Origin of the sequence: Methylomonas sp. LWB, assembly GCF_001856095.1 — a bacterium.
Lineage (GTDB): Bacteria > Pseudomonadota > Gammaproteobacteria > Methylococcales > Methylomonadaceae > Methylomonas > Methylomonas koyamae_A.
Window position 1 is genome coordinate 233173 of the sequence record NZ_MKMC01000034.1, and the last position, 15654, is coordinate 248826.

General features: G+C 58.3%; 14 protein-coding genes and 1 tRNA gene. 8 read left to right on the top strand and 7 right to left on the bottom strand.

The window, feature by feature from the left end; all coding sequences use genetic code 11:
• Positions 1-2 precede the first annotated feature (2 nt).
• The 7 genes from pepN to BJL95_RS14925 all read left to right on the top strand — a co-directional run bounded on the left by pepN (position 3) and on the right by BJL95_RS14925 (position 6023).
• Positions 3-2639 carry an aminopeptidase N gene (gene pepN, locus BJL95_RS14895; RefSeq protein WP_071159025.1) on the top strand — a complete coding sequence of 879 codons (2637 nt, stop codon included), beginning with the start codon at positions 3-5 and terminating at the stop codon, positions 2637-2639.
• Between the two features lie 48 nt (positions 2640-2687).
• A complete protein-coding gene (gene hisB / locus BJL95_RS14900) occupies positions 2688-3281 on the top strand; it encodes an imidazoleglycerol-phosphate dehydratase HisB (RefSeq protein ID WP_064029236.1) in 594 nt (197 codons plus the stop codon).
• A gap of 46 nt (positions 3282-3327) precedes the next feature.
• Positions 3328-3969 (top strand): imidazole glycerol phosphate synthase subunit HisH, encoded by a 642-nt coding sequence (gene hisH, locus BJL95_RS14905; protein WP_071159027.1) that lies wholly within the window; start codon positions 3328-3330, stop codon positions 3967-3969.
• 54 nt (positions 3970-4023) lie between these two features.
• Positions 4024-4770, top strand: coding sequence for a 1-(5-phosphoribosyl)-5-[(5-phosphoribosylamino)methylideneamino]imidazole-4-carboxamide isomerase (hisA, locus tag BJL95_RS14910; RefSeq protein WP_064029231.1), 747 nt, complete (start codon positions 4024-4026; stop codon positions 4768-4770).
• A gap of 10 nt (positions 4771-4780) precedes the next feature.
• Positions 4781-5554: an imidazole glycerol phosphate synthase subunit HisF gene (gene hisF, locus BJL95_RS14915; RefSeq protein WP_064029254.1), complete on the top strand. Its 774-nt coding sequence runs from the start codon at positions 4781-4783 to the stop codon at positions 5552-5554.
• Positions 5551-5937 carry a phosphoribosyl-AMP cyclohydrolase gene (gene hisI, locus BJL95_RS14920; protein ID WP_071159029.1) on the top strand — a complete coding sequence of 129 codons (387 nt, stop codon included), beginning with the start codon at positions 5551-5553 and terminating at the stop codon, positions 5935-5937. Before hisF ends, hisI begins: the two co-directional genes overlap by 4 nt.
• Positions 5938-5947: 10 nt before the next feature.
• Positions 5948-6023, top strand: a tRNA-Thr gene (locus BJL95_RS14925).
• Positions 6024-6491: 468 nt separating this feature from the next.
• Here BJL95_RS14925 and BJL95_RS14930 read toward each other — a convergent pair.
• The 6 genes from BJL95_RS14930 to BJL95_RS14950 form a co-directional block, all read right to left on the bottom strand.
• Entirely contained in the window at positions 6492-7391 is a 900-nt protein-coding gene (locus tag BJL95_RS14930; RefSeq protein WP_071159031.1) for a phosphoribosylaminoimidazolesuccinocarboxamide synthase, read from the bottom strand.
• A gap of 203 nt (positions 7392-7594) precedes the next feature.
• Positions 7595-7756, bottom strand: coding sequence for a hypothetical protein (locus tag BJL95_RS25220; RefSeq protein ID WP_168028338.1), 162 nt, complete (start codon positions 7754-7756; stop codon positions 7595-7597).
• A gap of 236 nt (positions 7757-7992) precedes the next feature.
• Positions 7993-8556 (bottom strand): YigZ family protein, encoded by a 564-nt coding sequence (locus tag BJL95_RS14935; RefSeq protein WP_071159033.1) that lies wholly within the window; start codon positions 8554-8556, stop codon positions 7993-7995.
• A 1-nt stretch (position 8557) separates the two neighbouring features.
• A complete protein-coding gene (locus BJL95_RS14940; RefSeq protein ID WP_064029208.1) occupies positions 8558-9301 on the bottom strand; it encodes an ABC transporter ATP-binding protein in 744 nt (247 codons plus the stop codon).
• Complete coding sequence (locus tag BJL95_RS14945) at positions 9298-10038, bottom strand: ABC transporter permease (RefSeq protein WP_064029249.1); 741 nt, start codon at positions 10036-10038, stop codon at positions 9298-9300. Before BJL95_RS14945 ends, BJL95_RS14940 begins: the two co-directional genes overlap by 4 nt.
• 20 nt (positions 10039-10058) lie before the next feature.
• Complete coding sequence (locus tag BJL95_RS14950) at positions 10059-11024, bottom strand: ABC transporter substrate-binding protein (protein ID WP_064029206.1); 966 nt, start codon at positions 11022-11024, stop codon at positions 10059-10061.
• A gap of 193 nt (positions 11025-11217) precedes the next feature.
• Here BJL95_RS14950 and BJL95_RS14955 point away from each other — a divergent pair, with 193 nt between their 5' ends.
• A complete protein-coding gene (locus BJL95_RS14955; RefSeq protein WP_064029204.1) occupies positions 11218-12360 on the top strand; it encodes a hypothetical protein in 1143 nt (380 codons plus the stop codon).
• Here the strand turns inward: BJL95_RS14955 and BJL95_RS14960 are convergent.
• Positions 12353-15634 (bottom strand): EAL domain-containing protein, encoded by a 3282-nt coding sequence (locus BJL95_RS14960; protein WP_071159035.1) that lies wholly within the window; start codon positions 15632-15634, stop codon positions 12353-12355. The genes BJL95_RS14955 and BJL95_RS14960 overlap by 8 nt on opposite strands.
• Positions 15635-15654 lie beyond the last annotated feature (20 nt).

Sequence of the window (15654 nt, forward strand, 5' to 3'; positions counted from 1 at the left end):
GCATGTGCGACGCCACCCCGCAAACCGTTTACCTGAAAGACTACACCCCGCCGGACTATTTGATCGATCAGGTCGAATTGGTTTTCGAGCTGGACGAACAACGCACCGTGGTCCGCGCCGGCCTCGACGTGCGGCGCAACCCCGACAGCCGGAGCGCGAGCGAGGCGCTGACGCTGTTCGGCGAAGAGCTGCTATTGGTCGGTATCTTGCTGGACGGCCAAGCGCTGGCGGCCTGCGACTACACGCTGAGCGACGAAACGCTGACGATACACCGGGTGCCCGGCGATCGGCCGTTTCGAATCAACATCGAAAACATCATCGATCCGCAAGCCAACACCGCGCTGGAAGGCTTATATCTCTCCAGCAGCATGCTGTGTACCCAATGCGAAGCGCAGGGATTCCGCAAGATCACCTGGTTTCTGGATCGACCGGACGTGATGAGTCGGTTTACCACCAAGCTGATCGCCGACCGGGCCAAATATCCGGTGCTGCTGTCCAACGGCAACAAAATCGGCGCCGGCGACGTGGACGGCGGCCGGCATTGGGTGGCGTGGGAAGACCCTTTCGCTAAACCCTGTTATTTGTTTGCACTGGTCGCCGGACAATTGGAATGCGTCGCCGACGAATTTACGACGGTGAGCGGCCGGCGCATCGCGCTGGAAATCTTCGTCGAAGCTCATAACGTCGACAAATGCGGCCATGCGATGCAATCGCTGAAAAACGCGATGCGCTGGGACGAGGAGACCTACGGCCTGGAATACGATCTGGATTTGTACATGATCGTCGCGGTCGACCATTTCAATATGGGGGCGATGGAAAACAAGGGCTTGAACGTATTCAACACCAAGTTCGTGCTGGCCCGGCCCGATACCGCCACCGACAGCGACTACGAACACATCGAGGGCGTGATCGGCCACGAGTATTTCCACAATTGGTCCGGGAACCGGGTGACCTGCCGCGACTGGTTTCAATTGAGTCTGAAGGAAGGCTTCACGGTGTTCCGCGACCAGCAATTCAGCGGCGACCGCTCGTCGCCGGCGGTCAAGCGCATCGAAGACGTCAACATGCTGCGTACCCGCCAGTTCGCCGAGGACGCCGGCCCGCTGGCCCACCCGATCCGGCCGGAAGCCTATATCGAAATCAACAATTTCTACACGCTGACCGTTTACGAAAAAGGCGCGGAAGTGGTGCGGATGCTGCACACCCTGCTGGGCGCGGCCGGATTTCGCCAGGGCTGCGACCTGTATTTCAAGCGCCACGACGGCCAAGCGGTGACTTGCGAGGATTTTGTCAAGGCGATGGAAGACGCCAACGGCGTCGAGCTGACCCAATTCCGCCGCTGGTATTCTCAAGCAGGCACGCCGGTGTTGGAGGTCGAGCAAGCGTTCGACGCCGGTCAGTTGACGTTGACCGTCAAGCAAAGCTGTCCGCCGACGCCGAATCAACCGGAAAAATTGCCGCTGCACGTGCCGATCAAGCTGGGCTTCTTGGCGGCGGACGGTAGCCCGGCGCGCTTCCAGTACCGAGGCGAATTTTGCGAAGAAGCGACCGTGAGCCTGACCGAAGCCGAACAACGCTTTGTGTTCGAGAGCTTGACCCAAAAGCCGATCGTCTCGCTGCTGCGCGGCTTCTCCGCGCCGGTCACCTTGAAGATCGACCGAGACCCGGAAGAACTGGCGTTTTTGCTCAGTTACGACGGCGACACCTTCAACCGCTGGGAAGCCGGCCAGCAATTGGTTTCGCGGATTATTTTCGGATTAATCGCCGATATTCAGGCCGGCCGGACGCTGACGGCCAACCCGGTGTTGATCGAGGCATTCCGGGCGATTCTGGCCGACGCCGGCGCCGATCTGTCCTACCGCGCCCTGCTGCTGAGTCTGCCCGACGAAGGTTATTTGGGCGGCCAGATGGCCGTGGTCGATGTCGAAGCCATCCACCAAGCCCGCGAATTCGTGCGTCTGTCGCTGGCCACCGCGCTATCCGCCGAATTCCAACGCGTGTACGCCGAACACCATCAGGACGAGTCGGGCTGTTTCGATGCCTCGGCGGTCGGACGGCGTCGCCTGAAAAACGCCTGCCTGAGCTATCTGACCGCGCTGGAAAAGCCGGATAGTTACGCTCTGGCCGAAACCCAGTTCCGTAGCGCCCGCAACATGACCGACCAGATTGCAGCGCTGTCGGCGGTCGTCAACAGCCGCAATCCGGCCAAAGCCGATTGTCTGGATAGTTTTTACCGGCAATGGCAACGCGAGGCGCTGGTCGTCGACAAATGGTTTACCTTGCAAGCCACCTGTCATATGCCCGAGACCTTCGCCACCGTGCAAAGCTTGATGCAACATCCGGCCTTCGATATGAAAACGCCCAACCGGGTGCGCTCGCTGGTCGGCGCGTTCAGCCAATCCAATCCGCTGCACTTCCATGTCAGAAACGGCGACGGCTACCGGTTTTTGGCGGATCGCGTCATTGAGTTGAATACCTTGAATCCGCAAATCGCCGCGCGGATGGTCGGCGGCTTCGCCCAATGGCGGCGTTACGATACCGACAGACAGGCATTGATGACACGCGAATTACGGCGCATCGTCGAAACCGAGCATCTGTCCAAGGACGTTTACGAAATTGCCAGCAAGAGTTTGGCGTAGCGGTCTTATTCACGTAAACTAATCGGCAATTACTCACGGTTTTCAGGCATGAACCCACGCACCGCCCAGGTCGAGCGCAACACGCTCGAAACCCAGATCACAGTCGCCGTCAATCTCGACGGAAACGGCAAGACCTCATTCCGGACCGGATTGCCGTTTTTGGATCACATGCTGGATCAGGTAGCCAGACACGGCTTGATAGACCTCGACATCGCATCTCACGGCGACTTGCACATTGACGCCCATCACAGCGTCGAAGATATCGGTATCACCTTGGGCCAAGCCTTCGCCCAGGCCCTGGGCGACAAGAAAGGCATTTTCCGCTATGGCCACGCGTACTGCCCGTTGGACGAATCGCTATCGCGCGTCGTAGTCGACTTTTCCGGCCGGCCCGGCCTGTTTTACGAAGTCGAGTTCAAACGGGCGCTGATCGGCAGCTTCGATGTCGATTTGCTCAAGGAGTTTTTCCAGGGATTCGTCAATCATGCCGGCGTCACGTTGCACATCGACAACCTGAAAGGCGGCAACGCCCACCATATTGCCGAGACCGTGTTCAAGGCATTCGGCCGCGCGATCAGAATGGCGATCAGCCACGACGAGCGCATGGCCGGCATCATGCCCTCCACCAAAGGCAGTCTATAATTCCGGCTTTCTCAGTCCAACCCGACCCCAAAACCTGTATCACATTATGTCGACAGTTGCCGTTATCGACTACGGAATGGGTAATCTGCATTCCATCGCCAAAGCGCTTCAGCATGCCGAACCGGCGACCGAGATTCGGGTCACTGCCGACCCGGCGATCATTACCGATGCCGACCGCATCGTATTTCCAGGCGTTGGAGCCATTCGCGATTGCATGCAAGCCTTGAAAACCAGCGGTCTGGCCGGCGTGATAGCCAGCGCGGCGGCCGAGAAGCCTCTGCTGGGTATTTGCCTGGGTATGCAAGCTCTGCTAACCGATAGCGAGGAAAACGACGGCGTGGCCTGCTTGGATGTGATTCAGGGTCGTGTTCGCCGTTTTGCCGACCATTTAACCGACGGTGCCGGCCAAGTGCTGAAAATTCCGCATATGGGCTGGAACCGAGTCCGCCAGCAGCCGCATCCACTTTGGGAAAGCATCCCGCAAGACAGCCGGTTTTATTTCGTTCACAGCTACTTTGCCGTACCCGACGTCTCCGAGCGGACGGCGGCAACGGCCGATTACCCGACTCCGTTCGCCTGCGCGTTGGCCCAGGACCGGATATTCGCCGTGCAATTTCACCCGGAAAAAAGCCAGACCGTCGGCCTGCAATTGTTGCAAAACTTTTTGCATTGGGACGGAACCGCCTAATTTCCAGCCTCGATGTAACTACAGACCCAGTGATTTAACCTCCGAGATTGAACTATGTTGCTGATACCCGCAATTGACTTGAAAGAAGGGAAGTGTGTGCGTTTGCGTCAAGGTCGTATGGAAGACGACACCGTATTTTCGGAAGACCCGGTCGCGGTGGCCGGACGCTGGGTAGAAGCCGGCGCCAAACGCTTGCATTTGGTGGATCTGGACGGCGCCTTCGCCGGCCGGCCGAAAAATGCCGAAATCATCCACGCCATCGTCGAAGCCTATCCGGAGGTGCCGGTGCAAATCGGCGGCGGCATCCGCGACGAAGACACGATTCAAGCCTATCTGGAAGCCGGCGTGCAATACGTCATCATCGGCACCAAGGCGGTCAGCGAGCCGCACTTCGTCCGCGACGTCGCGATCGAGTTTCCGGGGCATATCATCATAGGCCTCGACGCCAAGGACGGCCGGGTCGCGATCGACGGCTGGTCGAAGCTGTCGCGGCACGATGTTATCGACCTGGCGCAAAAATTCGAAGCCAACGGTGTCTCGGCGATCATTTATACCGATATTTCCCGCGACGGCATGATGCAAGGCGTTAATGTCGAAGCCACCGCGAAACTAGCTCGCGCCGTGAATATCCCGATCATCGCCTCCGGCGGCATTACCAATCTGGACGATATTCGCGCGCTCGGCGAGGTGGCTCACGAAGGCATCATGGGTGCAATCACCGGTCGAGCGATTTACGAAGGCACGTTGGATTTCGCCGAAGGCGAGAAACTGGCCGAATCCTTCAGTGGCGCCGATCTTTAATCGAAGCAGCATGAGCCTAGCCAAACGCATCATTCCTTGCCTGGACGTCGATAACGGCCGTGTCGTCAAGGGCGTCAAATTCGTCGACATCCGCGACGCCGGCGATCCGGTGGAAATCGCCCGCCGCTACGACCGCGAGGGCGCCGACGAAATCACCTTCTTGGACATCACCGCCACCCACGACGACCGGGCGACGATGGTACACGTCGTCGAGAAAGTGGCCGGCGAGGTCTTCATCCCGCTGACTGTCGGCGGCGGCATTCGCGTCCTGGACGACATTCGCCGCATGTTGAATGCCGGCGCCGACAAAGTCGGCATTAACAGCGCGGCGGTATTCCGGCCGGAATTCGTCAAGGAAGCGGCGGACAAATTCGGCTCGCAATGCATCGTTGTGGCCATCGACGCCAAAAAAGTCAGTCAGGACGGCGCAGCGGACCGCTGGGAAATCTTCACCCACGGCGGCCGCAAACCGACCGGCATCGACGCGGTCGAATGGGCCGTCAAAATGCAAACCTACGGCGCCGGCGAAATCCTGCTGACCAGCATGGACCGCGACGGCACCAAGTCCGGCTTCGATTTACCGCTGACCCGCGCGATCAGCGAAGCGGTACCGATTCCGGTGATCGCCTCCGGCGGCGTCGGCAACCTCGACCATCTGGCCGACGGCATTATCGAAGGCAAGGCCGACGCGGTGCTGGCCGCCAGTATCTTCCACTTCGCCGAATACACGATAGAGCAAGCCAAGCGCCACATGCAGTCGCGCGGCATCGAGGTCAGACTGTGAGCGGCGCCTGGCTGGACGAAATCGCCTGGACCGAGGACGGCTTGGTACCGGTCATTGCCCAAGACCATCTTAGCGGCCGAATTTTGATGTTCGCCTGGATGAATCGGGAATCGCTGGCGCTTACCGAACAAGAAGGATTTGCGGTATACTGGTCGCGTTCTCGTCAGCGCTTGTGGCGCAAGGGCGAAGAATCGGGTCACCGGCAGAAAGTCCTCGATATCCAACTCGATTGCGATGCGGATGTGATCCTGATTAAAATCGAGCAGGAAGGCGGCATCGCCTGCCACACCGGCCGGGAAAGCTGTTTTTACCGCAGCCTGAAAGACGGCGAATGGCAAGCCGTCGACCCGATCCTGAAAGACCCGAAAACCATCTACAAATAACCCATCACACGCCGGCATAGCTCAGCAGGTAGAGCAGCGCACTCGTAACGCGAAGGTCGTAGGTTCGATTCCTATTGCCGGCACCATTTAAGTCAATAAGTTATAAGGCCTTTGAGCCCGCTAGAATCAGTCCTGGGACATTGTCGGGACAGTTCAGAATAAAACACCCCAATAACAGACAATAAATGCCATCGTGCCGCCCGGCTATGACTCCCCACACGAATGGCTCGTCATTGATTAGGAGACCGCCATCACATCCCCACTGCTTCAACGCTTTCAGAACATATCCAGTTCCAAATGTTGTAATCGACAGTTATCAGCCAGCATTTTTGCATGGGAACAATCAACTTTCTGGCAGCTTTTGCCCGCGTCAAAACCGGTTTACAATCCGTGCCGCATCTTGGCTTACCCGTAACCTGTTGTGTAAGAGCTATTTCGGCGAAGTATCGTAGTTTTTCGACTATCCGTATGATACGCGCCCTGGCTCAAACTATTCGAATCCTGAAACCTCGGTCGGCCCGTCGATATGCCGCGCCGACCGCAGTATTGGCCTGCTAGACTCCGACCAACTTCAACTCGGCTTCCCGGTACTTTTCGGCGCATTTGCGGCTGACTTCCTCGGGGAGTTTTGGGCCGGGGGCGGTTTTGTTCCAGTCGAGGGTTTCCAAGTAATCGCGCAAATATTGCTTGTCGAAGCTGGGTGGGCTAATGCCGACTTGGTATTGCTCGACCGGCCAGAAGCGCGACGAGTCTGGCGTCAGCGCTTCGTCGATCAAATAGACCTTGCCGCTGTCGTCCTGGCCGAATTCGAATTTGGTGTCGGCGATGATAATACCGCGCGCCAGCGCGTATTCGGCGGCGCTGCTGTAAAGCCGGATACTGACATCGCGAATCTGGTCGGCGACTTCGCGGCCGACCAGGTTAACGGTATCGGCAAAGCTGATGTTTTCGTCGTGAACGCCGACCTCGGCCTTGCTCGAGGGCGTGTAGATCGGTTCGGGCAGTTGCTGCGCTTGTTGCAAGCCGGCAGGGAGCGCGATGCCGCAAACCTGGCCGGTGCGCTGGTAGTCTTTCCAGCCGGAGCCGATCAGATAGCCTCGGACGATGGCCTCGATAGGCAATGGTTTGAGCCGTTTGACGATGATCGCCCGGCCCTCGACGGGTGCCCGCAAGGCCGGGTCCGGAATCACGTCGGCCAGTGACAAATCGTCGCTCAAATGGTTGGGAATGATGTCGCGCATCCGGGCGAACCAGAAGTTGGACACCCGAGTTAGGACTTGTCCCTTGCCCGGAATCGGGTCGGGCATGATCACATCGAAGGCCGACATCCGATCGGTCGTGACGATTAGCAAATGTTCTGCGTCGATTTCGTACATATCGCGGACCTTGCCGCGACCCAGCAGTTTAAGATGAGGCAGGTAAGATTCGTAAAGTGCGGCGGGGGCGGTCGTCATCGGTTTGGCGTGGTCTGCAGTGAATATTCGAAGATTTTACCATCAAGCGACGGAGCTAGGCAGCGCCGGCTTGGAGCGGCGAATAGAGAAACCAGTGGGGAGAGTAACGAAAAAGACCCGCCGCCCCGGAGTGAGGGGCAGCGGACAAGCACAGAGCTATGGAACGAACGGCTTAAAAAACAACGAGGAGGTACAACTAAAAACTAGGCGCGAAACGAGCCGTTGAAATCGAGGTTGCTCGAGATCGTGGCGGCTCCAAACAGCATCGTGGAAATCACGAATTCGCCGGACATAAAGCCAAACACGCCGGTCGTGAAAAACAGGCCGGTCAGAATGTCACGGTAAAGGTTTTTGGATGATTTCATTTGGACTCCTAGACTGAAACAGTCGAATGCAATGAACACGACTTCACTATAAGGCCCAAGCGTTTTATTTACAATACAGCAATTCGTAGATGCTTTGTTTCAAATTTGGATACAATGTTGCCATCAAGTTGTCATCTGTGCCAGATATAAATTGAATGTTGATGATTCGCAACAGAATAAGTTAGGTTGCGACCGGTATGATTCCGGCGTCCACGCGTGGCCATTTGATTGACGGGCTAAATCCGAATCAGCGCCTGAAGCGCGGCGAGTTGGTGTTTGGGCAGCTTGACGCGCAACGTCACCGAATCGGCGAAATCTTGGTGGACAATAACGCCGTCCAGCTTTTTCAAATGGTAGTCCAGCATTTGGAGACGCGAGTAATCCAGGGATAGTTCGCACTCGGCGAATTCGATATGTTCAACGATTTGCGCGGCGTCGATGACCTGCTTGGCGAGACTGCCATAGGCGCGGGTCAAACCGCCGACCCCAAGCTTGACGCCGCCGTAATAACGCACCACCGCGACGCATAGGTTGATTAATTGCTTACCGTCCAAGTGTTGAAAAATCGGCTTGCCGGCCGTGCCGCTGGGTTCGCCGGCATCGTTGCAGCGGCCGATCAGTCCGTCCGCTCCGAGAACTCGGTAGGCAAAGGCGACGTGACTGGCGCCGGAATGTTGAACGCGTAAACTCTCTATAAACAGCAGCGCATCGCGTTCCCGGGAGCAGGGGCAAACGACGCCGATGAAACGCGATTTTTTGATGAGTTCTTCGACCGCCCATTCGGCGGCTACGGTTTTCACGCTACAGCAGGTCGGCGATCTGGGGATGCCGACTATACAAAGTGCCCCGGAAGGTTTCGATTTGAACTTCGTCATTTCGGAGCGGCCGGGGAATGTCGACCACGATGTCGGCGACGATGCGCATCGGCGATGGGGATAAAAAAATCAGCCTGTCGGCCAATGCGATGGCCTCGCGCAAATCGTGGCTGACGAACAACACGGTGTGCGGGCGCTGTTGCCACAGCGTGTATAACAGGTTACGGACCTGACGGGCACTCGGCGCGTCCAGCGACACGAAGGGTTCGTCCATCAACAGCAAGTCCGGATCGATCGCGAAGGCGCGTATGATCGCCACCCGGCGTTGCATGCCGAGCGACAGGCGCTCGGGAAATTCGTGCTGAACATCGCCGAGCTGCATCGCGTCCAGCAAGGCGTCGATCAATTCGGTCGGCGGTTTGGCGGGAAAGACCAGTTCGATGTTGCGGCGCACGTCGTACCACGGCAGCAATCTGGGACTCTGAAATACGTAGCCGATTTTCGGCCGGCTCGCGAGGCGGCCGATGCGAATCTGGCCCTGGTACTGGCTGTCCAGGCCGGCAATCATGTTCAGCAGCGTGGTTTTGCCGCAGCCGGACGGTCCCAGCAGGCAGACGAACTGGTCGCGCGCCACCCGAAGCTGCAAATCGGCGATGGCCTTATGCTGGCGGTCGGCGGCATGCTCGGGTCGGTAAGTTTTGTCGAGGACGCTGATTTCTATATCGGTCATCGCCGCCACCGTCGCGCCTTGGCATCCAGCGGTCTGAGCACCAGCCATTCCAAGAGTTGAATCACCGCGACGAACGCAATCGTATAAGCCAACAAGCTGGCGACGTCGAACAACTGGAAAAACAGATGCAATTGATAGCCCATGCCGTTGCCGCGGCCAAGCAACTCGACGACCAGGATGATCTTCCAGATCAGCGCCAGACCGGAGCGGGTCGCGCTCATCACGAACGGATGCAGTTGCGGCCAGACGACGTGCCGCAGGGTTTTGGCGGGACTGAAACCGTAGCTGCGGGCCATGTCCAATAAATCCCGGTCCAGCGCGCGGGTGCCCTCGCGTATCGTCACCGCCACGTTGGGCAATTTGTTGATGACGACCGCCAGGATCGCCGCGGATTCGGACAGACCGAACCAGACGTAACATAGGATGATGGTGACCAGGGCTGGGATGTTCAAAAATAACACCAACCAGTTGTCGAAAAAGGCATCCAGCTTTTTATGCCGGCCGAGTACCAAGCCCAGTCCGCAGCCCAACAACATCGCGATCGTAAAACTGATCGAAAGGCGTAGTAGCGTGACGCCTAAGTGATAAGGCAATTCGCCGGAAGCTACTGCCCGGTAAAGGGTGACAGCGACACGGCTGGGCGGCGGTAGGCTGGGATTGGCCGCCGCCGTGGCGACCAGACTCCACAGCGCGATCAGGAGCGCCAGCGAGGCCAGAGGCACCGCAACGCGGGGCAAGCAAAATGGTACCGCCACGGTCAGTCGGTCGACCAGAATGTCCCGGCTTGGAGACGATCGGCGCCGCCGGTCAACTTATTGCCGCTTAAGCCGTGCAATAGCGTGAAAATGGCCCGAGCAGCGTCTTGTTGCGGAGCGCCCCAGGCTTCCACCCGGCCTTGGCAATAGCGCTGACGCAAGCGGTCTTGCTCGGTCGGCGTCGCGGCGTCGGTGAGCGGTAGTATTTTTTGCCAGGCGACATCGGAGCTGCACAAAGTATCGCGAGCTTGCCGGCTCAAGGTCAGAAACTGCAAGAAATCGGTCTTATGCGAATCAGCCCAGTCCTGTTTGAACACGTAACCCAGGCTGGGAACGGTTTCGGTAATGCCGAGTTTGGCGATGATGTCTTCGCCGCTAAGCAAGGCTCGGTAACCGAGGCTCTCCAGATGCGCGGCGAACTGCCAATAGGTCAGCAAGGCGTCCAGCCGTTTGCTCTGCAATTGCTGGCCGAGCAACGGCGGAGCGGCGTAGACTTTCTCGACGCTGGCGTTCAAGTCGAGTTGCTGTTGCTTGCCCAAGGCTTGGAGTAACAGCCAGTTCTTATCGAGCTCGCCGCCGGCCACGCCGAGTTTTTTACCGGGCAAATCGGCTAGGGTTTTGATCGGGCTATCCGCCGGGACCAACAACACGCCGGAGGTATCGGCATAGGGATAAAAACTGTAGGCGTGGCCTTCCGCGCGCATTGCGGAAGTCCAAATCCAGTCCGAGACGATGACGTCGACCGCGCCGGCTTGCAATGCCACCTTGCCGGCCTGCTGATTGGCGATCGCCACCGCTTCCAGGCTGAAGCCGGCTTTTTCCAGCAAGCCCTGGTCGCGCATCGCCGCCAATTCCCAGTTCAGGGTACCGGCCGCCATGGTACCCAGGCGAATGGGCGTCTTATCGGCATACGCCGCATTGCCAATGCATAAAAACACTACGCTGAGTAAACAATTTTTGACGTTCATCGGTTTAAGTCGTAAGTTTTGTGTCGCGCGGATTTTAGCTCAGCCGCCGCCGATTGGAGAAGGTTTGTTGCGCGGGCATGCAACAAACGCGAATTTGGAGCGCCTAACATTAAATTTCGCGCTGTTTCGGGACAGCCGTCGCCGGAGTAGCCCGGCAGCCAAATGCAATTACAACGAAACATCAGGAGAACGTATGAATAAAACTAGGATACTTTGGGCGAGCGGCTTGTTGGCGATTCTAACGATAGCCATCGCCTGGCTGCTAGTGCCACCGGAATGGGATATATCGGTCGAACAACTCAATCAAGCTTCGCCGCCTTCAGCCGGCGCGACGATCGAACCTAAAACCTCGGACGGAGCGGTTTACGGCAAATTCCTAAAAGACAGTCTTTCCTTCATTACACCGGGCATTCCTCCGACCGGCAACTACTTCCTGGGACGGAACTATCAATGGAACGGCATGTTCAGCCCGCGTTGGCAACTGTATAGCGGCAAGGCCACGCGGGCCTTGTTGGCGGCCGGACGCTTGGCCGACGCCCGCAAGGCTTTCATGGCAATGAAAGTGGGAGCCGATTCGATAGGCGTCGACGGCAGCGTGCCGTTCCAGTTGCCCGAATCGATGCGAGGCTACACGATCACGCCGGGTATCGTTGCTCAAGCGGCCAGTTTTTTTCTCGGCGAGTCCTGTTTGGCGGTTAAGGCGCTGAATCAATATCCGAGCGAAACAGCGGTCCAAGTCGGAAGCGATGCCGAGCGCAAGGCGGTCAGCGCCGCCCTGGCCAGGGCACTGGCCTGGTTGGAGTCTCAAGACGAATCCTTGTACAACGCCGACCTTTACGCGGCAAATCGCTTGCTGTTCGATGCCGTGGCTTATCAAGCCTGCGGCTCCCTGTTCGAAGACGAATTCGCGCTGAATTTAGTTGAAGGTTACTTGGAAACCGCTTTGGAAAAATTCGACGGTACCGCCGGCTATTTCATCGAGAAATCCGGTTGGGATACCCACTATCAAGCCGTAGCGATCAATCAGATCAATGAGCTGCTGATGGCGGGCTATGACGGCGTTCATACTGAGACCCTGCAAGCCGACTTGAAGCTGGCCGCGCAGTGGCTGGCCGCCCGAGTCGGCGACGACGGCGTGCTGCACTCGGACGGCAATACCCGCACGTGCTGGAGCGGCGAAACTATTTTGGGCGGCGACAAATTGGTGGATGCCCGCGAAGTCTGGCGGGCCTTGGCCTATAGCGGCATGCGTTTCAAGGACGACGCCATGCAAAGCGCCGCCAATCGTCTAGCCAATTGGTTGCGGACCAAGCCGACCACGACTTGCGTCAGGTAAGCGGCGCGGCCGGATGCGTTCGCCGGCCGAAGCTGTCGGCGGACGCCGGTCTTCCGGTATAAAACCCTTGGTAGGACAAGCAGCCCTTGGCCTGTAGAAACTCGATTTGCTCCTGGGTTTCGACGCCTTCGGCAATCACGTTCAAGCCCAGATTCTTGGCCATGTTGATGATGGTTTCGACGATCACCGCGCCGTTGGGATCGACAGCGATGTCGCGGACAAAGCTTTGGTCGATTTTCAATTGGGAAATCGGCAACTTCTTCAGGTAGTACAGCGATGAGTAGCCTACCCCGAAATCGTCGATCGAGGTCAGGATGCCCATGCCTTGCAGGTCGCGCATTTTCTCGACGGTATCGTCGATGTCGCTGATGACGCAACCTTCGGTCAATTCGAGGACCAAACGGCTGGCATCTATGCCGGTTTCGGCCAGAATGTGGCGAATGCGCGCGACGAAGCCGGCATGGCGGAATTGCCGGGAGCTGACATTGACCGCGATATGGCGTACCGGCACGGCTTGTTGATCCCAGCGGCGGATTTGCCGGCAAGCCTCTTCGATTACCCATTCGCCGATCGGCAGAATCAGTTGGGTTTCCTCGGCAACCGGAATGAACTCGGCCGGCGAAATCATGCCTTTTTCCGGATGCTGCCAGCGGATCAGCGCCTCGACGCTCAACACCCGGCCCAGGTGGTCGACCTGAGGCTGGTAATGCAGCAGAAACTGGCGGGACTTCAGCGCCTGGCGCAACTCCTTTTCCAAGGTCAGGCGCCGATCGGCCGACTGCTGCATCGACGGCCGGTAAAAGCTAATACTGTTGCGGCCGTTGGCCTTGGCGCGGTACATCGCGGTGTCGGCTTGCTGGATAACCGCCTCGGGTTGGTCGGTCGCTTCCGGAAATAGCGTGACGCCGATGCTGGTCGAAAAATGGTGTTCGCCCCCAAAGACTTGAAACGGTTGATTGATGGTCTGCAGAATTTTTTCCGCCAGCATCGCGGCGTGATCGCTGACCTGTTCCATCAAGTGATAACGGCCGGGCACCATGACGATGAACTCGTCGCCGCCCAGCCGGCAGGCAGTGTCTTCTTCGCGGATAATATTCCGCAAGCGCCGGGCCACCTGGGTCAGCAAGTCGTCGCCGACATTGTGGCCGAGCGAATCGTTCAAATGCTTGAAATGATCCAAATCCAGAAAAAATAGCGCGCCATAGGTCTGCTGACGTTTGGCGGCGGCGATTTCTTGTTTCAGCCTGTCCAGTAGCAAACGGCGGTTAGGTAAGCCGGTTAACGGGTCGTAAAACGCCAGCTCGTGAATTTCCCGTTCCGCGGCTTTTTGTTCGCTGATGTCCGAAAATATGGCCACATAGTTCAACAAGCAGTTTTGGTCGTCGCGGACGCCAGTCACGGTCAGCCAGCCGGGGAAGGGCTTGCCGTCCTTATGCCGGCTCCAAAACTCGCCTTGCCATTGGTTCTTGTCCGCCAGGGCGCGAACAATCCCGCGGCCAATCTTGCGCGCCGGCGTGCCGCTCAATAATAGCCTGGCATGGCGACCGACGATTTCTTCGGCCGGATAACCGGTAATATCCGTAAAGGCGTCGTTGACCCGAACGACGGCGCCGTGGGGATCGGCAATCAGGATGGCCTCGTGGGACTGAAACGTCGTCGCGGCGACGCGCAGTTCGTTCTCCTGCTGCTTGCGCCGCTCGATCTCGATGTTCAGGGCTTGATTGCTGCGTAGCAGGTCGCGGGTCTTCAGCGCCACCAGTTCCTCTACCCTGGCGGTACGGCCGGTGATCAGCATCAGACCGAACGCGGTCAAGGCCGAGAACACGAAGCCGCCAAGCAGCAGCCAACGCGCGTCCCAGGTGTGCTGAAGCGCATAGAACTCGGGCGCCGGCCGATAAATCAAGGTCCAAAGACGGTCCGCAAAAGCGATGGTTTCTCGTTTTTCGAAAGCAGGCAAATGCAGACTGTCGAAGCGGTTCTGGGTTTGATTGTCGAATAGCGGAGTATCGCCCTCCTTGATCGCCAGAACCAGCCGACTGTCCGGTAGTAGCGCGCGCGGATGGGCGATTTCGTCGCTCAACGTGAACACGCTGGCGAGCATACCGATTAATCCGGCTCGGCGTTCGGACGCGGACCGACCGACGCCGCTGGCGTATACCGGCGTATACAGCGCCCAAGCGCGATCTCCGCGGCGGGCCAATGTCGATTCGCCGCTGCCCGCCGCCGTCAGAATCGCGGCGGCGGCCTCGGGTTCGCTCGCGGCGTCGAAGCCATCGGGCTGGCTGTTGCCGACCCGATAGAGTTGGGGGAAATAGTAAGGGCGGTGTTCGGCGGCCAACCAGCCGCCGGCGGAATACTCGAGTACATCTAGGCGATACTGGGCTTCGAAACCCAGTCGATCTTCGGCGCGCACCAGCGGCAACCATTCCAGCGCTAAAAACTCGGGATGAGCCTCGAGCAGCGCTTGGCCGAACACGTTGAATTGCTCGCGGCCGATGAATTTATTGCTGTCGAATAGCGCCCGCAACGTGCGGTTGACTGACAGGTGATCGGCGATGTGTTGGCGCAGCGTCGCGCTCAGCAATGCGGTTTGCTTGCCGAAGCCATCCCGGAGACGTTGAATCTCTTGGTGCCGGTTAAACTCGAAGGCGGCGGCGACCAAACCGACGCAGACCAGGAGCGGCATCACCACCGACACCCGCCGACGCCGCCAAACGTGGCGCGGCGCGGCAATGAAGGGTAACAACAGCGGCGTGAAAATCACCGTGCCTATCGAATCGCCGACCCACCAAACGCCCCAATTGAAGGCCAGATCGGCCGGCGCGACCAATCCCCTGCTGAACAAGTAGGTACAGCCGACCGTCGCGGAAACCAGGCAACTGAGGATGGCCAATGCAAAAAAACTGACGATGTGCCGGCTATCCATCAAGGGATTGAATTGCCCCAGCCAGCGCCGGATCGAAAAAGCGCCCAGCAGGGCTTGTCCACAGGCGCCGAGCGCGGCGGTAGCGCCCAACCACAATGGAGCCAGATTATCTTCGAATAGCGTTGGGTTTAAAAAGGCGTGGACCTGCGCGGCCAACGCGCCGAGGAACAATCCGGGCAGGATGGTTTTGCCGTAAACCAGCGTCACGGCCAGGGCGATGCCGGCCGGCGGCCACACCGGGCTGGCGTAGTTGGGCGGCGTCGTTAGCAGGCCACCCAGGTAACCGCCAACGAAATACGCCAGCGCCACCGTCAAATTCGCCAATATAAGTTTCAGTGCGGCAGGCATGATAGAGGCGCTGTTTTAGG